Below are 19,994 nucleotides of genomic sequence, written 5' to 3'. Positions count from 1 at the left end.
ATCGATTCCGATTTTCGGGGGCATGCGCGTGCTCACGGACTCGAATGTCCGCTCCGCTCCGGTTCTCGAAAGCCACGTCATTCGATCCGGCCTGATGAATTCCCTTCCGGGATTTACCCAAGCTTAGAGACTGACAAAGTTTTCAGGATTTATTCGCTGCTGGGCTCAATCGTTCTGCGGGCGCAGGCCGAAGGTCGCGGGTTTCAGGCCGTAGCGCATGTCGAAATCGTCGTCCGGCTGGACGCGTGCGACAGTCGGGGCGGGCGGCTTGCGATAGTTGGGATCGCCGGCCTGCCGGCTCGAATCGACAACTTCGGCGAAGGCCATCGCCTGCTGCGGTTTTGGCACGTTGCGCAGCCTTTCGACGATCGCCACCAGATCGACATCGTTGCCGACCTGGGAAGGCAAGGCTTCCTCGCGCTTGGCCGTGCCGGGGATCAGATCCTCGGACAGTTTTTCGAATTTCAGCCGCATGGTCGTCGCAACGCCTTCCCCGAAGGCGATGGCTTCGCGCTGGCCCATGGAAGACAGGAACGCCAGCGTCGAGGCCGAGGAATCGGCGATCGCCGAGCGGATGATCGCCTGGTCCTGCTCGTTGGCGAGCCGCATGGCGAAGAAGGTCGAGCACTGCGACAGGATGGTGGGATCGAGTTCGCCCGGGCGCTGGGTAACGACACCAAGATAGCAGCCATATTTGCGGCCTTCCTTGGCGATGCGCGACAGCGCGTGCCGGGTCGGAGCAAAACCGAGGCGCGGATCGGCCGGCATATAGCGGTGGGCTTCCTCGCACAGCAAAAGCAATCGCAGCCGGCCTTCGCTCCACAACGCTAGGTCGAAGGCCAGGCGCGCCAGCACCGAGCAGACCGAATTGACCACTTCCGACGGCATGCCGGCCATCTCAAAGCAGGTCACCGGGCGACCGTGATGCGGCACGCGAAAAATATTGCCGATCGTCTCGTGGATAGTGTCCTCGATCAGCCGCGAGTTGAACATGAAGCGGTAGCGCGGATCCGAGGCCGCCGATTCGATGCGCGTCTTCAGCGATTTGAGAGTGGGGCGGTCGTTCTTGCTTTCCAGCAGTCCCATGCGCTCGTCGATCTGCTTGATGAGATCGACAACGCGATAGGGCACCGGCGTATCCGCGGTCAGCGCATCGCTGCCGCGCCTGAGATAGCCGCCCGAATTCGGATTGCGGTACAGGTTCTTGGCGGCGGGTATGAGATCGCGCAAGGCATCGATCTCTTCCGGCACGGTCTCGCGCCCGCGAAACAGCACTTCGGCAAATTCCTCGAGCTTGAACATCCAGAAGGGCAGGTCCAGCGTCGTCGAATCGACCCTGACGCAGTGTTCGGGCAAGGATGCGGCGAACTCGTTGTGCGGATCGAGGATAAGGACGCGCAGGTCGGGCCGGGCGGCGATCGACTTGCGCAAAAGCAGCGAGACGGCGGTGGATTTGCCGACGCCGGTGGTGCCGACAATAGCGAAGTGGCGCGCCAGCGTGTCGTCGATGGCGATGTTGGCGTCGATCGCCTCGTCCTGTGACAGCGTGCCGATGGTGATCGAATGACGTCCGGCGAGATCATAGACTGCCTGCAGGTCGCGGCTGCGAATGCGGTGGGCGATGGCGCCGATATGCGGATAGATGGTGATGCCGCGGTCGAAAATCGGTTTGGCGCCGGGCTCGGCGCCGTCGCGCACCTCGCCGATAAGCTCGATGCTGACCTCGATCGGGTTCTGGCCCTCATTGCTCCAGGCGCGATCCGACTTGCCGATCTCGTAGACCAGGCCGACGGTTCGCGTGGTGCCAAGATTGATGGAGATCATCTTGCCGACGCTCCAATGGCCGGTGACCGTGCCTTCGACATCGGCGGCATAGGCGCTGATGGTGGCGCGCGCGCCGTCGCACTGGACGACATTGCCCAGAATGCGCTTGTCGCTCTGCTCCGCCTTGCGGCGCTCCTGCAATGCCGGCTCTCCAACGGAGGCTTCGCGGTCGACGAACATGGACAGGCTGTTTCCCATTTCCCCAGGCGATCGACCTTACGGCGGCGAGGTTAAGGTGGGGTGAGGTCGGATGGTGTAGAGGGCATTAAGCCATTCGCGAAAATTGAACCGATCGGCCTCTTGCTCGAATCCGAAATTTCGATATATCGGATTAATGACTGTTATAGCGAACGATATCTCCTCGACCATCGGCAGGAGAATACGCGCCGAAAGGGCTTTGAAGGACTGGTCACTGGCGGAGCTCGCGGACCGCTCCGGCGTGTCTAAGGCCATGCTCAGCACGATAGAACGCGGCAAGACGAGCCCGACCGCAGCACTTCTGGTGCGCATCGCAGCGGCCTTCGGCATGACGCTTTCCACCCTCATCGCGCGGGCGGAGCTGCAGGGCGGCGGGCTGCTTCGCCAAAGCGATCAGCCGGTCTGGCGCGATCCCGCCACCGGCTATATCAGGCGGCATCTTTCGCCGGTCTCGGACATGCCGCTCGAACTGATCCGGGTGCAATTGCCGGCGGGAGCCAAGGTGAGTTTTCCGGCCGCGTCCTACGCCTTCATCAGACAGCAGATCTGGCTGATTTCCGGACGGCTGGAATTCACCGAGGGCGATGTCGTGCATAGTCTCGAACCCGGTGACTGCCTGGCGCTTGGCGCGCCGTCGAATTGCACCTTCCATGCTCCTGGACCGGACGCCGCCGACTATTTGGTTGCGCTGGCAAGAGGCTGAACGCATGGCACGCCGTCCCAAACGCACCGACAATGGCGGACCGCCACTCGACGACTACAAGGGACCTCCATGGGGCAAGGGCGACCCTTATATCTTCCTTGCCTGGCAGGCTGCGCATGCCAAGGCGTGGAAGGCGCCGAGCCGCGACGTGATGCTGATGCGGATGGAAAAGGCCGAGCGGCTGGGCCTGACCTATGAGGAATATACGCTCGAAATCCTGGAACGCGGGCTGCATCTGCAGCCAAAGGACACCGATCGCATCGCCGCGATCAAGGCAGCACGAAAGCGACGCCGAGTCAGTCGTCTGGATTGACGGCTGGAACACGCAGATCGCTCCACGCAGTCAAAGGACATCGCACGCATGAGCTCCATCGAAATCAAGGCTCTGACCCAGGCTGCGGGAGCCCAGGCAATGCTGGTCGATATGCTGATTGAGACGGTTGCGACCGGCGGATCAGTCAGTTTCATGCATCCGCTGGCGCCGGAAGCTGCAGGCGCCTTCTGGACCAGATCGCTTATGGCCGCGGCAAGAGGCGAAAGAGCGGTGCTCGGTGCATGGGATGGCAAGGCTCTGGTCGGCACCGTCACCTTGCTGCACGACTGTCCTCCCAACCAGCCGCACCGGGCCGAGATCGCCAAGCTGATGACCCGTGTCGATCATCGCGGCAAGGGCGTGGCGACTCGCCTGATGCGGGCGGCCGAAAGCCTCGCTGTCGAGAAAGGCCGCACGTTGCTGGTCCTGGATACAGCGGCAGAGGAGGGCGCCTCCGGCCTCTATGAGAGGCTGGGATTCACGCTAGCCGGCGAAATACCGGACTACGCGTTGAAGCCGCATGGCGGGCTGACCGGTACGCTTATCTACTGGAAGCGCATCGGCCAGTCCCGGTGACTGCTCTGAATTTCTATCCCTTGTGATGGACCTGCTGCAGCCCGTAGACCGGCGTTGCGATGCCTTCGTGCCGCGCCTTCAACTGCAGCGACAGGAATTGCGAATAGTGGCGCGACTGGTGCAGATTGCCGCCATGGAACCACAGTGCTTCCTGTTGCGTCGGCTTCCACATATTGCGCAATTCGCCCTCCCAGGGGCCGGGATCCTTGGTAGTGTTGGAGCCGAGGCCCCAGCATTTTCCGACCTTATCGGCAACGTCCCTGGATATCAGGTCGGCCGCCCAGCCGTTCATCGAGCCATAGCCGGTGGCGTAGACGATGAGGTCGGCCGGCAGGTCCGATCCGTCGCTAAGCAGGACCGAATGCTCCCGGACCTCCTTGACCTCGACGCCGCTTTTCAGCTTGATCGAGCCATCGATGATGAGGTCGGAAGCACCGACATCGATGTAGTAGCCTGAGCCGCGCCTGAGATATTTCATGAACAGGCCGGAATCGTCATCGCCCCAGTCGAGCATGAATCCTGCCCTTTCCAGCCCCTCGTAGAATTTGGCGTCGCGCTTCTTCATCTCGGCGTAGGCCGGGATCTGGAATTCATGCAGGATCTTGTAGGGCAGGGACGCAAAGACGAGGTCGGCCTTGGCCGTGGTCATACCGCCTTGCACGGCTTTTTCCGAGTAGAGCGAACCCAGTCCGATTTCCATCAGCGTGTCGGATCTGGAGATATGGGTGGTCGAGCGCTGCACCATGGTGACATCGGCGCCGGCCTCCCAAAGGGCTGCGGCGATGTCATGGGCTGAGTTGTTCGAGCCGATGACGACGGCGCGCTTGCCGGCATAGGCATCGGGGCCGGGGTGCTTGGAGGAATGGTGCTGATCACCCTTGAAGTTGTCCATGCCCTTGAATTTCGGCAAATTGGCCTTGCCTGACTGTCCCGTCGCCAGCACCAGATGCTTCGGCTTCAACGTGATATCTTTGCCGTCGCGGTGGACGATGACGGTCCATTCCTTCTTCTTGTCGTCATAGGTGGCGCTCTTGGCCTCGGTCGAGGACCAGTAATTCAGCTCCATGACCTTGGCGTACATTTCCAGCCAGTCACCGATCTTGTCCTTGGGCGAGAAGACCGGCCAGTTCTTCGGAAAATCGATATAGGGCAGATGATCGTACCAGACCGGGTCGTGCAGGCAGAGCGACTTGTAACGCTTGCGCCATGAATCGCCGGCGCGCTCGTTCTTCTCGACGATGATGGTCGGCACGCCGAGCTGCCGCAACCGGGCACCGAGCGCGATGCCGCCCTGGCCGCCGCCGACGATGAGCGTGTGGGGCTGACTGATAAAGCCGAGTTCAGTCGCCTCCTTCTCGCGCTCCTCCTTCCAGGTTGGACGATTTTTGCCGTGGCCATGCTTGGCGCCCAACGGCCGGGCGAAGCCGGCGGGTTCCTCATGGCCCTTCAGCTCGACCATGGTGGTGAGCAGCGTCCAGATCTTGCCGTTCTTCAGTCTGATATGGCCGAAGCCGCGCGCAACCTCCGTTTCGAAGCTGATCCAGCCCTCCAGCAGCTCGCCGTTTTCGCTGGCGTCCTCGCCCTTGGCGATCGCCCAGTTCGAAGGTTTTGTCTTCGCCAACTGGCTCATCAGCATGTCGCGCACCTGGTCGCGACCTTCCATGGTCTTGATGTTCCAGGTGAAGGTCACCAGGTCGCGCCAGTAGCAGTCTTCCTGAAAGCACCCGACCGCCTTGTCGATGTCGCCGGCGGCGAGCGCTGCACCGAATTGGTCGAGCAGGTCGGTCAGTTTCTGGGCTGGGGCCTTGTCGAGCATCAAATTTCCTCCCGTGAAGTCCTGGTCGTCATCGTGGCTTTGCCGGACCCTCCCAGTCCGGTTGGCCGGAGTATCGCGGCAAACTATGCGCCGCGTCACGTCGTCAAATAGTTTGGCGTGGTTTCAATGGCTTATCGGGACGATCGCGGACACTGATCCTGCCGGCGGTCGTACCGGAACGGTGGTTCAACGCGATGGGCGCCAACGGGCCTGTCTGACACGGCCAACCGCCCCGAACCGTTTTGGCGTTGTGCACATTGGCCGTTGACAGCGGCGCAAAACCAATTCTATTGTCCGCCACCATGAAAACGGCACTCATTCTCGTAGTAGGAAAGCGCGTGGGCAAGGCGGTGTAACCGCCGGGCGAAAACCTCCCATGCGCACACACAGGCTCCCTCGGGGGCCTTTTTTATTGCCCGAAACACGACTAAACGACCAGCAATCGCCTGATGGCGGACAGTACGGGACCAGACCGATGAGCAGTGGACAGAACGAGCGGCGCGAAATGACCGGCGCCGAAATGGTGGTGCAGGCGCTGAAGGACAATGGCGTCAAGCATGTTTTCGGCTATCCGGGCGGCGCGGTTCTCCCGATCTATGATGAGATCTTCCAGCAGGATGAGGTCGAGCACATCCTTGTCCGTCACGAGCAGGGCGCGGGCCATGCGGCGGAGGGCTATGCGCGCTCGACCGGCAAGGCCGGCGTCATGCTGGTGACTTCGGGGCCGGGCGCCACCAATGCGGTGACGCCGCTGCAGGATGCGCTGATGGATTCGATCCCGCTGGTCTGCCTGACCGGCCAGGTGCCGACATCGCTGATCGGCTCGGATGCCTTCCAGGAGTGCGACACGATCGGCATCACGCGGCCCTGCACCAAGCACAATTGGCTGGTGAAGGACGTCAACGAGCTCGCGGCAATCATCCACGAGGCGTTTCATGTCGCGACGACAGGACGTCCCGGTCCGGTCGTCGTCGACATCCCGAAGGACGTGCAGTTCGCCAAGGGCATCTATGTGCCGCCGCAGACGGCGCCGCGCACGAGCTATCAGCCTAAGGTCCAGGGCGACCTGGAAAAGATCAAGGCGGCGGTCGAACTGATGGCCAACGCCAAAAGGCCGATCCTCTATACGGGCGGCGGTGTCATCAATTCCGGCCCGGAAGCCAGCCATTTGCTGCGCGAACTGGTCGACCTCACCGGCTTCCCGATCACCTCGACACTGATGGGCCTTGGCGCCTATCCGGCATCGGGCAAGAACTGGATGGGCATGCTCGGCATGCACGGCACCTATGAAGCCAACATGGCGATGCATGATTGCGACGTCATGGTCTGCATCGGCGCGCGCTTCGACGACCGTATCACCGGCCGGCTCACCGCGTTCTCGCCGAACTCGAAGAAGATCCATATCGATATCGATCCGTCCTCGATCAACAAGAACGTCCACACCGATGTGCCGATCATAGGCGACGTCGGCCGGGTGCTGGAGGATCTGGTGCGGCTGTGGCGGGCGACTGCCAAGGCCGACAAGAAGGCGCTCCACCCATGGTGGGAGCAGATCGCGAAATGGCGCGCGCGGGATTCGCTTGCCTACAAGATGAATCACGATGTGATCATGCCGCAATATGCCGTCCAGCGGCTCTACGCGCTGACCAAGGACATGGACACTTACATCACCACCGAGGTCGGCCAGCACCAGATGTGGGCGGCGCAGCACTATCATTTCGAGAAGCCGAACCGCTGGATGACCTCCGGTGGGCTCGGCACGATGGGCTACGGCCTGCCGGCGGCGCTCGGCGTGCAGATCGCACACCCGGATGCGCTGGTCATTGATATTGCCGGCGATGCCTCGGTGCAGATGACGATGCAGGAGATGAGCGCGGCGGTGCAGCACGACGCACCGATCAAGATCTTCATCCTCAACAACCAGTATATGGGCATGGTGCGGCAGTGGCAGCAGCTTCTGCACGGCAACCGGCTGTCGCATTCCTACACCGAGGCGATGCCGGATTTCGTCAAGCTCGCCGAAGCCTATGGCGGCCATGGCATTCGCTGCGAGAAACCGGACGAGCTGGACGACGCGATCAAGGAGATGATCGCGGTGAAGAAACCGGTGATCTTCGACTGTCGGGTCGCCACACTTGCCAACTGCTTCCCGATGATCCCGTCGGGCAAGGCGCATAACGAGATGCTTCTGCCGGACGAGGCGACCGACGAGGCGGTGGCCAACGCCATCGACGCCAAGGGCAGGGAACTGGTGTAGCCCCCAGGCCGAGGCAGGGCTTGTTGGAAGAAGCCGTGCGGAAACAGAGAATTAGCTCAAAAGTTTGAAATCGAGATTCATGTCATGAACGCACAGCTTCAACCGACCGGCTCCGCCTACTTCATCGCCAAGGAAACGGAAAAGCCGGAGACTCACACGCTTTCCGTGCTGGTCGACAATGAGCCGGGCGTGCTGGCCCGGGTCATCGGCCTGTTCTCCGGACGCGGCTACAATATCGAAAGCCTGACGGTCTCCGAAACCGAGCATGAGAAGCATTTGTCGCGCATCACCATCGTGACGCGCGGCACGCCGCATGTGCTGGAGCAGATCAAGCACCAGCTCGAGCGCATCGTGCCGGTGCACCGTGTTGTCGATCTCACCGTGCGCTCGCATGAGCTCGGCCAGGATCGGCCTCTGGAGCGCGAGCTCGCGCTGGTGAAAGTGGCCGGCACCGGCGAAGCCCGCGTCGAGGCGCTGAGGCTGGCCGATGCCTTCCGCGCCAGCGTCATCGACGCCAACACCGAGCATTTCATCTTCGAGATCACCGGCAAGGGTTCCAAGATCGACCAGTTCATCGCCATCATGAAGCCGCTCGGCCTGGTCGAAATCTGCCGCACCGGCGTGGCGGCGTTGAACCGCGGTCCGCAAGGGATGTGATCGTGCGGCGCTTTGGGTCCAGTGCTCTGGCGCCACCTGTATTTATTCTGTCGCCTTGATCCTGATCTTCTGGCCCGGCTGCCGCCGTGAGGTGGCCTTTGTGCGTCTGCGGTAAAAGGACAATATTGCTGACCTGCTTGGGAAGAAGCCCATGACCCTCGACGCATTCTTCGCCCTGCTGGTCTATGCCTTCGTGACCTCGATCACGCCGGGTCCGAACAACTTCATGCTTCTGGCTTCCGGTGTGAACTTCGGTTTCGCCAAAACCATTCCGCATATGCTGGGCATCAGCATCGGCTTCCTCGTGCTGTTGCTGGCCGTCGGCTTCGGTCTGGGCGCCGTGCTGACTGCGTTTCCGCTGCTGCACACCGGGTTGAAGATCGCGGGCGGCGTCTACCTGCTCTATCTCGCGTGGAAGATCGCCATGTCGCGTTCGCTCAGCGGCAAGGGCGAGGCTAAGGCGCGACCGATGCGTTTCATCGATGCGGCAGCATTCCAGTGGGTCAATCCCAAGGCTTGGGTGATGGCGATCACCGCCATGGCCGTCTATGCCATTCCGGAGCATCCATTTCTTTCGGTGGCGTTGATCTCGATAGCCTTCACCGTCGTCAACCTGCCGAGCGTTTCGGCGTGGGCAGGTTTCGGCATGGCGCTGCGCGGTTTTCTGTCTGATCCGGTGCGGCTGAAATGGTTCAACATCGCCATGGGCGTGCTGCTGGCGGCGACGCTGTGGCCGATGCTGCGGTAGCCGTCGCTTTATTGTGCACTGCACATTAAATCTTCGTAATGCCGGGTTTTGGCACTTTTTCGCCCTCGGCGCCTTCTATCTATTTGGTGAAACCGCGGCACCAGGCTGCGAGTTATGCCAGATATGACCACCGAACCACGGCGTGTCGGATAGAAGGCTTTTTGGCGATGCGTGGAAAGATCGTGCTTGCGGTGCTTGCGATCGCCTGCCTTGTCGCGGCTGGGCTCTATCTTTCGCCCGCTGCAACGGAGAAGGTCCGGCAGATGCTGTCAGCGGGGCAGGCGGCACCTGACAAACCGGCGGCCGCCGCAAATGCCGCACGTTCTACCTCGGTGGTTGCCGCCACCGCTTCGAAGGCCGACTTCCCGGTCCGGCGCTACGCCATCGGCTTCGTATCCTCCCCCGCCGTGGTCAGCGTGAACGCGCGGATCTCGAGCCAGATCACATCGATCGCCGTCAAGGACGGGCAAATGGTGAAGGCTGGCGACCTTCTGTTCTCGCTGGACGATCGTGCTCTGAAGGCGCAACTGGCCCGTGACCAGGCGACGCTCGCCAAGGACCAGGCGTTGCTTGCCAGTGCCACGGCCGATCTTCAGCGCGCCAAGAATCTTGTCGCCAGGCAGGCCGGCACGCAGCAGACCTACGATCAGGCGATCGCCGCGCAGAAGTCCGCCGCGGCCACGGTCGACGCCGACAAAGCGACGATCGATGCGGACGAGGTCCAGCTTGGCTTTGCCACGATCACGGCGCCGATTTCCGGCAGGCTGGGCGCGGTCAGCGTCACGATTGGCGATCTCGTCACTACCAGCAACGGCAACAGCACGTCGACCCCGCTGGTGACCATCACCCAGGTGGACCCGCTGCAGGTGAACTTCAATCTTCCGGAAAGCGATCTTGCCTTGCTGCACAACGCGCTGGCGGCGCCGCAGGAAGGCGCAGTCACTCTGACCAGGGACGGTGACCCGACACCGATCGGCAAGGGAACCCTCGATTTCGTCGATTCCAGCGTCGACACCGCCTCCGGCACGATCGCAACCAGGGCCAGCGTGCCCAATGCCGATCTTTCGCTGTGGCCGGGCCAATATGTGAATGTCGTGCTTGATGCCGGCATCATGCCGGAAATGACTTCCGTTCCCACGGTTGCGGTCCAGCCCAGCCAGAAGGGGCCGTTCGTCTATGTGATCAAGCCTGACAACACGGTGGAGATGCGGCCCGTGCAGGTCGCACTGACTGAAGGCGACAACAGCGCTGTCGGCGAAGGGCTAAAGAGCGGCGAACGTGTCGTCGTCGAGGGCCAGACAAGGCTGAAGAACGGCTCGCCGGTCCGCGAAGCCGAAGCTTCGATCGGGCCTGGTGATCAAGCGTCTCCCAAGGTTGCCGAGACTGGCGAGGCGCGTCCATGATCTCCGAATTCTGCATCCGCAGGCCCGTCGCCACACTACTCATGTCCTTCGCGCTCGTGCTGGGCGGGCTGTTCGCTTACAAGTTCCTGCCGGTGGCCGCTCTGCCGAGCGCCGAGTTTCCGGTGGTCAACGTCTCGGCCTCGCTGCCCGGCGCCTCGCCGGAAACCATGGCGACCTCGGTGGCAACGCCATTGATCAAGCAGTTCGCCACCATCGCCGGCATCGATTCGATCTCCACCACCAACTCGCTCGGCTCGACCTCGATCGCCATTCAGTTCGTGCTCAACCGCGATATCGACGCCGCGGCGGCCGACGTGCAGGCGGCGATCGCGCGAACGCAGCGGCAATTGCCGCCCGAGATGACCAGCCCGCCGAGCTACCGCAAGGTCAATCCGGCCGATGCGCCGATCCTGCTGATGTCGCTGGTCAGCGACACGGTTCCGCTGACCGATCTCGATGCCTTTGCCGAGAATGTGATCTCGCCGTCGCTGTCGACGATCGACGGCGTGGCGCAGGTCTCGATCTTCGGGCAGCAGAAATACGCCGTGCGCGTCCAGATCGATCCGACGGCGCTCGCCGCACGCGGCATTTCGATCGACCAGCTGCAGACGGCGATCGCCTCGGCCAACAGCAACACGCCGCTCGGCGTGCTGCAGAACGACAAGCAGCAGCTGACGATCACCGCCAATACGCAGCTGACCAACGCGGCGGGATTTTCCAACATCATCATAGCCACCAAGAACGGCCGTCCGGTGCGGCTCGGCGAGGTGACACGCGTCATCGATTCAGTCGAGACCACGACGACAGCCAGCTGGTACGACGGCACTCGCGCGATCATCATGGCCGTGCAGCGCCAGCCCGATGCCAACACCGTCGACGTCGTCGACCGCGTCAAGGCGATGCTGCCGTCGTTCCAGGATCAGATGCCGGCGGCGGCCAGCATCCAGCTGCTCAACGACCGCTCGACTTCGATCCGCGAGGCGGTAGACGACGTGCAGTTCACGCTGCTGCTCACCATCGCGCTGGTGGTCATGGTGATCTTCCTGTTCCTGCGCCGGGTGACGGCAACGATCATCCCGGCGGTGGCGGTGCCGATCTCACTGATCGCCACGCTCGGCGCCATGTTCCTGTTCGGCTTTTCCATCGACAACATCTCGCTGATGGGTCTGACGCTGGCGGTCGGCCTTGTCGTCGACGACGCGATTGTCATGCTGGAGAACATTTTTCGCCACATGGAGGAGGACGGGCTATCGGCCCTCGACGCGGCGCTCAAGGGCGCCCGCGAAATCGGCTTCACTATCATCTCAATCTCGATCTCGCTGGTCGCGGTGTTCATCCCCGTGCTTTTGATGGGCGGAGTGATCGGCCGCATCTTCAACGAATTCGCGGTGGTGGTGACGGTCGCCATCCTGGCGTCGATGTTCGTGTCGCTGACGCTGACGCCGATGCTGTGTTCGCGGCTTCTGTCGGTGTCGAAGGCCGACCGCGAGGCAGCGCAGGGCGAAGGTCACAAACACAATGTCTTCATGCGGGGCTATGACTGGCTGCTAACCTTTTGCCTGCGGCACAGTTTCCTGGTTTTTCTCGTCTTCGTCGGGACGGCCGCAATGTCGGTCTGGCTGATCCAGACCTCGCCGAAAGGCTTCTTCCCGCAGGAGGATATCGGCCAGATTTCGGTGACGACCACCGCGCGCCAGGACATTTCGTTCGACGCCATGGTGAAGCTGCAGGGGCAAGTGGCTGATGTCTTCACCCATTCACCCTATGTCTCGCATGTCGGGTGGTCGGTAGGCAGCGGAGACAATGCGCTCAACCAGGGCCGGCTCTATGTGCAATTGAAGGATAAGGACCAGCGCCCCGATCTCGACAAGGTGCTCTCGGACCTGCGGCGGCAGCTGGCCAATGTCCCAGGCATCGAAACCTTCATGCAGCCGGTGCAGAACCTGCGGCTCGGCGCGCGCGCTTCGGCCAGCGCCTATCAGCTCGTTGTGCAGGGCCTTGACATAGGCGCGGCGGACGTTTGGGCGCAGAAGCTCACCGATGCGATGGCCGCCGATCACGCAGCCTTCACCGACGTCACCAATGATTTGCAGAACAACGCCTTGCAGGCGTCGTTGGTGGTCGATCGCGACAAGGCGGCGACGCTCGGCGTCGACACCGATACGTTGCGCTCCAGCCTCTATGGCGGTTTCGGCACCGAGCAGGTGTCGACCATCTTCGGCTCCGCCGACAGCTACGAGGTGATCATGGAGCTCGACCCGAGAATCGAGTGGTCGCCAGAAAGGATGCTGGCGATCAAGGTGAGAACGGCCAGCGGCAGCCTGGTGCCGCTCGGCGCCTTCGCTCGTGTCGATCGGACCGCCGGTGCCTTGACCGTCAATCAGCTCGGCCAGCTTCCGGCGGTGACCATCTCCTACAATCTGCCGCAGGGCGTCGCGCTCGGCGACAGCGTCACCCGCATCAATGCGCTGAAGCAAAAGATCGGCATGCCGGCGACGATCTCGACTACTTTTTCGGGCACGGCGAAAACGTTCCAGGATTCGCTTGCCAACCAGGGGCTATTGATCGGCGGCGCGATCCTGACCATCTACATCGTCCTCGGCATCCTTTATGAAAGCTTCATCCATCCGCTGACCATCCTGACCGGACTGCCGTCGGCGGTGCTCGGCGCGCTTGTTGCGTTGCGGCTTGCGGGAATGGACCTGTCGGTGATTGCGGTCATCGGCATCCTGATGCTGATCGGCATCGTCAAGAAGAACGGCATCATGATGATCGATGTCGCGCTCGAGCTCAGGCGCGACGGGATGTCGCCGCTCGATTCCATTCACAAAGCCTGCCTGATGCGCTTCCGTCCGATCATGATGACGACATTGGCGGCGCTGATGGGCACGATTCCGATCGCGCTCGGCACCGGCGCCAGCGCCGAACTGCGCCAGCCGCTCGGCGTGGCGGTGGTCGGCGGCCTGGTCGCTTCGCAAGCGCTGACGCTGTTCGTCACCCCGGTCATCTATGTCTACATGGAGCATCTTTCCGGTTGGCTTGTCAGGCTGTGGCCGAGGCGTCGGGACGAGCAGCCACCCGTCGAAGCCGTCGACCAGCCTTCGCTGTTCGAGGGCGAAGAAGAGTTGCAGGGCGAGCCGCAGAAGGCGGCAGCGGAATAGAGGCCAATGGGCTGGCCCAAGCCGCGGCGCTTGCGATGAGATGCTTGCAGTCGTAGTTTTATGGCCATGTCCCACAACCATGATCACCACCACGATAACGAGCTTGATCCTTTTGCCGCCCGGGTGCGCGCGCTGGAGACTATCCTCACCCAGAAAGGGCTGATCGATCCGACCGCGATCGACGTGATCGTCGACACCTACGAGACAAAAATCGGTCCGCGCAACGGCGCCAAGGTGGTGGCGAAGGCGTGGGTCGATGCCGACTATGCCGAGTGGCTGAAGCGCGACGCGACGGCGGCGATCGGCTCGCTCGGCTACACCGGCCGGCAGGGTGAGCACATGCAGGCTGTCTTCAACACGGCAGACACGCACAACCTCGTCGTCTGCACGCTGTGCTCCTGCTACCCGTGGTCGGTGCTTGGGTTGCCCCCGGTGTGGTACAAGGCGCCGCCCTATCGTTCGCGCGCGGTCATCGATCCGCGCGGCGTGCTCGAGGAATTCGGACTGACACTGCCGAGGACGACAAAAATCCGGGTATGGGATTCCACCGCCGAGTTGCGTTACCTCGTCGTGCCGATGCGGCCTGAAGGCACCGAGGGCTGGAGCGAGGAGCGGCTGGCGGATCTGGTGACGCGCGACGCCATGATCGGCACCGGACTGGCGCGGGAGCCGGCATGAACGGGCCGCAGGATCTCGGCGGACAGATGGGGTTCGGGCCGGTCGCGCCCGAAAAGGACGAACCTTATTTCCATGCCGACTGGGAAAGGCGGGCGCTGGGCGTGACGCTGTGCGCCGGCGCTATGGGCGCCTGGAATATCGACGAGAGCCGGCATGCGCGGGAATCGCTGCATCCCGCCGACTATTATGCCTCCAGCTATTATGAGATCTGGATCAAGGCGCTCGAAACCTTGCTGAAGCGACACGGCTTCGTCAGCGATAGCGATCTGGCCACGGGCAAGGCGGTCGACCCTGCGGCGACGCCAAAGCGAGTGCTGAAGGCCGAAAACGTGCCGGCGGTGCTGGCCAAGGGCGGCCCCTGCGACCGGCCGATTGCCACATCGGCGCGGTTCAAACTGGGCGACCTCGTGCGGACGAAGAATTTTCATCCGACCGGCCACACAAGGCTGCCGCGCTACGCACGCGGCAAGCAGGGCGTCGTCGAGGCTGTGCGCGATGGTTTTGTCTTCCCTGATACAAATGCGCACGGCCAGGGCGAAAACCCGCAATGGGTCTATACGGTGGCTTTCGACGGCGCGGAGATTTGGGGCGATAGCGCCGACCCGACGCTGACCGTGTCGATCGACGCCTGGGAGAGCTACCTTGAGCCAGCGTGAGGCGAAGTCACACGCTGCCAAGCTGCCCGCGGGCCTCGATGCGCCGGTGTTCGCCGAGCCGTGGCAGGCGGAAGCCTTCGCCATGACGGTTGCGCTGCACGACAAGGGCTTGTTTTCCTGGAGCGAATGGGCGGACGCCTTGTCCGCCGAGGTCAAGAAGCCGGGTGCAGCAAGCGATGGCCATGACTATTACGAGCACTGGCTGGCGGCGCTGGAAAATTTGCTGTCGGCCAAAGGCGTTGCCGGAAAGGGCGACGTCGATGCGCTCGCTGGCGCCTGGGAACGCGCCGCGCATGCGACGCCGCACGGCAAGCCGATCCTGCTCGAGAACGATCCCAGGCCGACCGAAGGTCGTGCCGGCCCGACCGGATAGGTCGTGGCTGACCGACCTTTTGTTCTCTTTACGTTCCGCTTTCTGCCTGATAGTTTGCGTTATTGGAGGCGGTGCAGCCCGCCGCCGACAATTTGGTGGCGGTGGCCGTCGGCCTTGTCTTTCCCTCGCGAATCCGGTCTCTCGCGCTGATGGAATTCTCTCCTCAACAGGACGATGCGCTGAAAGCGGTCGCCAACTGGCTCAAGACTGGAAAGCCGCAGCTCTTCCGGCTGTTCGGCTATGCCGGCACCGGCAAGACGACGCTGGCGCGCTATTTCGCCGAACATGTCGACGGCCAGGTGCAGTTCGCAGCCTTCACCGGCAAGGCGGCGCAAGTGCTGCGTTCCAAGGGCGCGCTCAATGCCCGCACCATTCACTCGCTGATCTACCGGCCGAAGGGCGAGGAATCTGTAGCCGACGAGGTGACCGGCAAGACCTCGATGTCGCCGACGTTTTCACTCAACCGGCAAAGCCCGATCTCGCGAGCCAAGCTCGTCGTCATCGACGAATGCTCGATGGTCGACGAGCAGCTTGGCCGTGACCTCTTGAGTTTCGGCACGCCGATCCTTGTTCTCGGCGACCCCGGCCAGTTGCCGCCGATCTCGGGCGGCGGCTTCTTCACCGACCATGAGCCGGATATTCTGCTCACCGAAATCCACCGGCAGGCGCGCGACAACCCGATCCTCCGGCTGGCGCTCGACGTGCGCGAGGGCCGCGAATTCATGCGCGGCGACTATGGCACGGCGCAGGTGATCGGCAAGGAAGACGTCACCCAGGAGCTGGTGCTGAAGGCGGACCAGGTGCTGGTCGGCACCAACAGGACGCGGCGTCGCTATAATCAGCGGCTGCGCGAGCTGAAGGGGTTCAATGCCGACTACCCGCAGGCCGGCGACAAACTCGTCTGTCTGCGCAACGACCCGGCCAAGGGGCTGCTCAACGGTTCGCTGTGGAAGGTGATGACCTCGTCGCGCGAGACGGTGAAACCCGGCATCAATCTGCTGGTCTCACCGGAGGAGGACGATCCGGACCGCGGCGTCGCCAAGATCAAGCTGCTCAAGGCGGCGTTCGAGGATCCGGACGCCGATATTCCCTGGCAGCAGAAGAAGCGCTTTGACGATTTCGACTACGGCTACGCGCTGACCGTGCACAAGGCGCAAGGCTCGCAGTGGAACGAGATCGTGCTTTTCGACGAAAGCTGGGCGTTCAAGGAAACCCGCCAGCGCTGGCTCTATACCGCGATCACGCGAGCGGCCGAACGGCTGACGATCGTCAGATAGGCCGATCGAGCCGCAGCCCCGTGGACTGGGATTGCGTCAGCGCGGGGCAATCGGTCTGGCGCCGAGCCATTCCCAGGCGGAAGCTTCGTCCTTGGCCTCGAAATGCCTGAGGTCGACGGGCAAGGAAGCAGGCAGCAAGCTCTGCGCGTCGGGTACCCAGTTCGGCTCGCCGACCGCCGCGCAGCGGCCGACATGCTCCACGGCACGGGCCGTGCCCTGTTCAAGCGTTTCGTCCGACACATCGACCCAGTCGACGCCATCATGGTCGATCAAGCGCACCAGCACGTCGATTTTCGGGTGCAGCGCGTAAGCCGCCTCCAGCAAACCGAACAGATTTTCGGCGTCGGCCGCCGCCACATGGCCGACGACGTCGATGGCGAACAGGTCGTCGCGGTCGGTGTCGATGCGGCGAACCGCCGGCACGGCTTCAAGATAGTTCACGGCTCTTCCTCTTGCTGGCCATTATCCATCCGTCTGGAACACCGGAAACCCCCTGTCTGTTCCCGTCAAAGGCGGTATAGATGCGCGACAAGATCAGCCCGGACCCGCAAAATGCCCGCAAAACTTTCCGTCAATCTCAATGCCATTGCCATGCTGCGCAACCGGCGCGATCTGCCGTGGCCAAGCGTGACCGGGCTCGGACGCATCGCGCTTGCCGCGGGCACCCATGGGCTGACTGTTCATCCGCGGCCCGACGAACGGCATACCAGGCATTCCGACCTGCCGGAGATCCGGGCGCTGATCGACGACGAATTCCCCAGGGCAGAGTTCAACATCGAGGGCTATCCGAGCGAAGATTTCCTGGCGCTTGTGGAAAAGCACCAGCCTGAGCAGGTGACGCTGGTGCCGGATGACCCGGCGCAGGCCACCTCCGACCATGGCTGGAACTTCGTTGCCGACGCGGCGTTCCTGACACCGATCGTCAAACGCCTGAAGAAAACCGGCATTCGCGTGTCGTTGTTTTCTGATTCGGATCCAGCAGGCGTGAAGGCCGCGCGCGACACCGGCGCGGACCGGATCGAGCTCTATACGGGTCCGTATGGCAGCTATCATTCCGATTCGGAAAAGGCCGCGAAAGAGCTGGAAAGATTGGGAAAAACCGCCGATGCCGCACTTGCCGCCGGGCTTCAGGTCAATGCCGGGCATGATCTGGTGGTGAACAACCTGCCGGCATTGGCAAAGCGCATCCCGGCGTTGGCCGAAGTGTCTATCGGACATGGGTTGACAGCCGATGCGTTGGAGTATGGCATGGCCGGCACGGTCAAGAGATTTCTGAAGGCCTGTGGGTGGTAGAGATGGAAGCCTCGCATTGCTTACATGGCAGCCATCACGTTGGGGCACTTGATATTGCATCGCAGCAAGCGTAGAGCACCGCGCGCTTATCGGAGTGTTGTCCATGGCCCTTACCAACAGTGGTAGTGAGGCAGAACCCGTCGAACAATCAAGCCATTCTAAGGTCGAACAGCACAGCACCAAGGTCCTGATGCTTGGCGCGCTCGGCGTGGTCTACGGCGATATCGGCACCAGCCCGATCTATGCGCTTCGCGAAGCACTGCATGCTTCGTCCGGCACCGATCCGCGCAGTGCCGTTCTGGGCATTCTGTCGCTGATCGTCTGGGCACTGACGATTATCGTGACAATAAAGTATGTCGCTTTCGTGCTTCGGGCGGACAACAAGGGTGAAGGCGGTACCCTGTCGCTTATGGCGCTGGCCCGGAAAGCTTATCCGGCCGGTTCTGGCATCATTCTTGCCATTGGTCTCTGCGGAGCCGCACTGTTTTTCGGCGACGCGATCATAACGCCGGCCATCTCGGTGCTTTCAGCAGTGGAAGGGCTGAGCGTCGTGACTCCGGCGTTCGATCCATACGTGGTTCCCATTACACTGGTGATTCTTGCCGTCTTGTTTGCCGTGCAGCGCTTCGGGACCGGTAGAGTGGCCTCCGTTTTCGGGCCGGTGACGGCGCTCTGGTTTCTGGCGATCGGCATTGCCGGATTGGTGCACATTCACGACGATCCGTCGGTGCTTTTGGCAATCAACCCCTACTATGCAGTCGTCTATCTTGCCGAAGCCAAAACGGGCGCATTTCTCACCGTCGGCGCGGTTTTTCTGGCGGTTACCGGTGCTGAAGCCCTTTACGTCGATCTTGGGCACTTCGGTCGCCGTCCAATCGTGCTAGCCTGGTTCTGGATCGTCTTCCCATGCCTGCTACTCAGCTATTTTGGGCAAGGCGCGTTCGTTCTTGCTCACGGGGGGGTGCCCGACAATCCGTTTTTCCAGATGCTGCCAGATTGGGCACTGATACCGATGGTCGGGCTCGCAACAGCGGCGACTGTCATCGCCAGTCAAGCCGTCATCTCCGGGGCGTTTTCGCTGACCCGGCAGGCGGTGCAGCTCAATCTTCTGCCCAGAATCGAAGTTCAGCATACTTCCGAGATGCAACTCGGCCAGATTTACATGCCGCGCGTGAATCTCATTCTCGCGCTCGGCGTAATGCTGCTGGTCGTCGGCTTTGGCAGTTCGAGTTCCCTGGCTTCCGCTTATGGAATTTCGGTGACAGGCGAAATGCTGATGACGACTATTTTGCTATTTGTGGTGATGCGGTGGCAATGGAAATGGCAGATCGCGCTCGCTGCGGCGCTCGCGCTGCTCTTTGGCACGATAGATACCGGCTTCTTCCTGGCAAATATTGTGAATTCGTGGAAGGCGGATGGGTTTCAATCGCTGTTGCCTGCCTCATGGGGCTGATCATGGGGACCTGGATACGCGGGAGTCACTATCTCTTCGACAAGACGCGCAGGAACGAGATTCCGCTCGATTTCCTTGCCGGCAATTTGTTGAAGAAGAAACCGCAGCTGGTGTCCGGTACGGCCGTGTTCCTCACCAGCGATCCAGTCAGCGCGCCGACCGCACTGATGCACAGCCTGAAGCACTACAAGGTTCTGCACGAACAGAACGTCATCCTGTCGGTGGTCACTGCGCAGCAGCCTCTCGTGCCCGATAGCGATCGGGTCAAGATGGAAACGATCAACGAGCTGTTCATGCGGGTGACGCTGACCTTCGGCTACATGGAACAGCCCAACATTCCGCGTGCGCTGGCGATCTGCCGCAAGCAGGGCTGGAAGTTCGACATCATGACGACCTCCTTCTTCCTGTCGCGGCGCTCGCTCAAGGCATCACCCAATTCCGGCATGCCGGTATGGCAGGACAAGCTGTTCATCGGGTTGGCGCGCACGGCAGCGGATGCGACCGAGTACTTCCAGATCCCGACCGGACGTGTGGTTGAGATCGGAACGCAGGTGGCTATCTAGTCGAAAGGCCGTGCCCTGTCGAAGGGCACGGCCTTTGTCGCAACC

16 protein-coding genes and 1 pseudogene are annotated in these 19,994 nt (G+C 62.0%); 14 read left to right on the top strand and 3 right to left on the bottom strand.

All coding sequences use genetic code 11. The annotated features are described in order from the left end of the window. Positions 1-165: 165 nt before the first annotated feature. Positions 166-2,004 carry an ATP-binding protein gene (locus RPG13_RS24170; protein ID WP_126105941.1) on the bottom strand — a complete coding sequence of 613 codons (1,839 nt, stop codon included), beginning with the start codon at positions 2,002-2,004 and terminating at the stop codon, positions 166-168. Between the two features lie 154 nt (positions 2,005-2,158). On the opposite strand from RPG13_RS24170, the gene RPG13_RS24165 reads away from it, so the two are divergent. The 3 genes from RPG13_RS24165 to RPG13_RS24155 are packed head-to-tail and all read left to right on the top strand — an operon-like array spanning position 2,159 to position 3,614. After that, entirely contained in the window at positions 2,159-2,725 is a 567-nt protein-coding gene (locus RPG13_RS24165; protein WP_095483391.1) for a helix-turn-helix domain-containing protein, read from the top strand. A 4-nt stretch (positions 2,726-2,729) separates the two neighbouring features. After that, complete coding sequence (locus RPG13_RS24160; protein WP_126105942.1) at positions 2,730-3,038, top strand: hypothetical protein; 309 nt, start codon at positions 2,730-2,732, stop codon at positions 3,036-3,038. Positions 3,039-3,086: 48 nt separating this feature from the next. Continuing rightward, positions 3,087-3,614 (top strand): GNAT family N-acetyltransferase, encoded by a 528-nt coding sequence (locus tag RPG13_RS24155; RefSeq protein WP_126105943.1) that lies wholly within the window; start codon positions 3,087-3,089, stop codon positions 3,612-3,614. Between the two features lie 13 nt (positions 3,615-3,627). Here RPG13_RS24155 and RPG13_RS24150 read toward each other — a convergent pair whose 3' ends face one another. Next, complete coding sequence (locus RPG13_RS24150) at positions 3,628-5,430, bottom strand: NAD(P)/FAD-dependent oxidoreductase (protein ID WP_126105944.1); 1,803 nt, start codon at positions 5,428-5,430, stop codon at positions 3,628-3,630. Between the two features lie 475 nt (positions 5,431-5,905). Between RPG13_RS24150 and RPG13_RS24145 the strand changes: the two genes are divergently transcribed. The 9 genes from RPG13_RS24145 (at position 5,906) to RPG13_RS24105 (ending at position 16,640) form a co-directional block, all read left to right on the top strand. Next, complete coding sequence (locus tag RPG13_RS24145; protein WP_126105945.1) at positions 5,906-7,687, top strand: acetolactate synthase 3 large subunit; 1,782 nt, start codon at positions 5,906-5,908, stop codon at positions 7,685-7,687. Between the two features lie 84 nt (positions 7,688-7,771). Beyond that, complete coding sequence (ilvN, locus tag RPG13_RS24140) at positions 7,772-8,344, top strand: acetolactate synthase small subunit (RefSeq protein WP_095483396.1); 573 nt, start codon at positions 7,772-7,774, stop codon at positions 8,342-8,344. 151 nt (positions 8,345-8,495) lie between these two features. Further along, positions 8,496-9,092: a LysE family translocator gene (locus RPG13_RS24135; protein WP_337126209.1), complete on the top strand. Its 597-nt coding sequence runs from the start codon at positions 8,496-8,498 to the stop codon at positions 9,090-9,092. A 167-nt stretch (positions 9,093-9,259) separates the two neighbouring features. Continuing rightward, on the top strand, positions 9,260-10,495 hold the full coding sequence (locus RPG13_RS24130) for an efflux RND transporter periplasmic adaptor subunit (RefSeq protein WP_337126207.1): 1,236 nt from the start codon (positions 9,260-9,262) through the stop codon (positions 10,493-10,495). Next, positions 10,492-13,656: an efflux RND transporter permease subunit gene (locus RPG13_RS24125; RefSeq protein WP_337126205.1), complete on the top strand. Its 3,165-nt coding sequence runs from the start codon at positions 10,492-10,494 to the stop codon at positions 13,654-13,656. Before RPG13_RS24130 ends, RPG13_RS24125 begins: the two co-directional genes overlap by 4 nt. Before the next feature lie 66 nt (positions 13,657-13,722). Then, positions 13,723-14,334, top strand: a complete 612-nt coding sequence (gene nthA / locus RPG13_RS24120; protein WP_095483485.1) for a nitrile hydratase subunit alpha — start codon at positions 13,723-13,725, stop codon at positions 14,332-14,334. Beyond that, positions 14,331-14,990: a nitrile hydratase subunit beta gene (nthB, locus tag RPG13_RS24115; protein WP_337126203.1), complete on the top strand. Its 660-nt coding sequence runs from the start codon at positions 14,331-14,333 to the stop codon at positions 14,988-14,990. Before nthA ends, nthB begins: the two co-directional genes overlap by 4 nt. Further along, positions 14,977-15,363, top strand: coding sequence for a nitrile hydratase accessory protein (locus RPG13_RS24110; protein ID WP_337126201.1), 387 nt, complete (start codon positions 14,977-14,979; stop codon positions 15,361-15,363). The genes nthB and RPG13_RS24110 overlap by 14 nt, the downstream gene beginning before the upstream one ends. A gap of 149 nt (positions 15,364-15,512) precedes the next feature. Continuing rightward, positions 15,513-16,640, top strand: coding sequence for an ATP-dependent DNA helicase (locus tag RPG13_RS24105; protein WP_292500221.1), 1,128 nt, complete (start codon positions 15,513-15,515; stop codon positions 16,638-16,640). 36 nt (positions 16,641-16,676) lie between these two features. Here RPG13_RS24105 and RPG13_RS24100 read toward each other — a convergent pair whose 3' ends face one another. Then, complete coding sequence (locus RPG13_RS24100; protein WP_095483403.1) at positions 16,677-17,081, bottom strand: STAS/SEC14 domain-containing protein; 405 nt, start codon at positions 17,079-17,081, stop codon at positions 16,677-16,679. 111 nt (positions 17,082-17,192) lie between these two features. Between RPG13_RS24100 and RPG13_RS24095 the strand changes: the two genes are divergently transcribed. Both RPG13_RS24095 and RPG13_RS24090 read left to right on the top strand, forming a co-directional pair. Then, complete coding sequence (locus RPG13_RS24095) at positions 17,193-17,933, top strand: pyridoxine 5'-phosphate synthase (protein ID WP_337126199.1); 741 nt, start codon at positions 17,193-17,195, stop codon at positions 17,931-17,933. A gap of 103 nt (positions 17,934-18,036) precedes the next feature. Beyond that, positions 18,037-19,949: pseudogene (locus RPG13_RS24090) on the top strand (potassium transporter Kup). Positions 19,950-19,994: the final 45 nt, after the last annotated feature.

The organism is Mesorhizobium sp. ISC15 (assembly GCF_037162615.1).
In the GTDB taxonomy this organism is placed as follows: domain Bacteria; phylum Pseudomonadota; class Alphaproteobacteria; order Rhizobiales; family Rhizobiaceae; genus Mesorhizobium; species Mesorhizobium mediterraneum.
This window is presented reverse-complemented; position numbering and strand designations above follow the sequence as displayed.

What these genes read in the sequence shown, in the direction of transcription:
- RPG13_RS24170 (WP_126105941.1), bottom strand. Translation starts at nt 2,004, where the DNA reads ATGTTCGTCGACCGCGAAGCCTCCGTTGGAGAGCCGGCATTGCAGGAG.
- RPG13_RS24165 (WP_095483391.1), top strand. Translation starts at nt 2,159, where the DNA reads ATGACTGTTATAGCGAACGATATCTCCTCGACCATCGGCAGGAGAATA.
- RPG13_RS24160 (WP_126105942.1), top strand. Translation starts at nt 2,730, where the DNA reads ATGGCACGCCGTCCCAAACGCACCGACAATGGCGGACCGCCACTCGAC.
- RPG13_RS24155 (WP_126105943.1), top strand. Translation starts at nt 3,087, where the DNA reads ATGAGCTCCATCGAAATCAAGGCTCTGACCCAGGCTGCGGGAGCCCAG.
- RPG13_RS24150 (WP_126105944.1), bottom strand. Translation starts at nt 5,430, where the DNA reads ATGCTCGACAAGGCCCCAGCCCAGAAACTGACCGACCTGCTCGACCAA.
- RPG13_RS24145 (WP_126105945.1), top strand. Translation starts at nt 5,906, where the DNA reads ATGAGCAGTGGACAGAACGAGCGGCGCGAAATGACCGGCGCCGAAATG.
- ilvN (WP_095483396.1), top strand. Translation starts at nt 7,772, where the DNA reads ATGAACGCACAGCTTCAACCGACCGGCTCCGCCTACTTCATCGCCAAG.
- RPG13_RS24135 (WP_337126209.1), top strand. Translation starts at nt 8,496, where the DNA reads ATGACCCTCGACGCATTCTTCGCCCTGCTGGTCTATGCCTTCGTGACC.
- RPG13_RS24130 (WP_337126207.1), top strand. Translation starts at nt 9,260, where the DNA reads ATGCGTGGAAAGATCGTGCTTGCGGTGCTTGCGATCGCCTGCCTTGTC.
- RPG13_RS24125 (WP_337126205.1), top strand. Translation starts at nt 10,492, where the DNA reads ATGATCTCCGAATTCTGCATCCGCAGGCCCGTCGCCACACTACTCATG.
- nthA (WP_095483485.1), top strand. Translation starts at nt 13,723, where the DNA reads ATGTCCCACAACCATGATCACCACCACGATAACGAGCTTGATCCTTTT.
- nthB (WP_337126203.1), top strand. Translation starts at nt 14,331, where the DNA reads ATGAACGGGCCGCAGGATCTCGGCGGACAGATGGGGTTCGGGCCGGTC.
- RPG13_RS24105 (WP_292500221.1), top strand. Translation starts at nt 15,513, where the DNA reads ATGGAATTCTCTCCTCAACAGGACGATGCGCTGAAAGCGGTCGCCAAC.
- RPG13_RS24095 (WP_337126199.1), top strand. Translation starts at nt 17,193, where the DNA reads ATGCCCGCAAAACTTTCCGTCAATCTCAATGCCATTGCCATGCTGCGC.